This window comes from Nocardiopsis salina YIM 90010 (assembly GCF_000341025.1).
Taxonomy (GTDB): domain Bacteria; phylum Actinomycetota; class Actinomycetes; order Streptosporangiales; family Streptosporangiaceae; genus Nocardiopsis; species Nocardiopsis salina.
This window is the reverse complement of record NZ_ANBF01000132.1, coordinates 1-335: the sequence shown is the minus strand read 5'-3', so window position 1 is coordinate 335 and position 335 is coordinate 1. Positions and strand designations below refer to the sequence as shown.

General features: G+C 75.2%; 1 protein-coding gene. It reads right to left on the bottom strand.

The features are described from left to right. Nucleotides 1-335 (bottom strand): ROK family protein (locus tag D474_RS0114915; protein WP_017614356.1); only part of this gene is annotated, 335 nt, incomplete at both ends.

Sequence of the window (335 nt, the reverse complement as noted above, 5' to 3'; positions counted from 1 at the left end):
CGGGGGGGGGGGGGGAGCCTGCGGCCGGGGCCGCCGGAGACATTGCGGGCGAATGAGAGCCGGACGGGGTCGATGAGGATGTCCCCCGCGTCGGAGACACCGCCACCCACGATGAAGCACTCCGGGTCGAGGATCGCCGCCAGATCGGCCAGGCCGCGCCCGGTCCAGTCCGCCACGCTCGCGAAGCACTCCAACGCGGCCGGGTCGCCCTCCAGCGCCGCTTGGGTGATGGCCCGGCCCTCGATGCCCTCCACGCTCCCGTCGGCGAGTTTGAGCATGCGCTCGGCGGCCTCGGGGTCGGCACGGGCGAGATCGCGGCCCTCGGCGACCAGGGC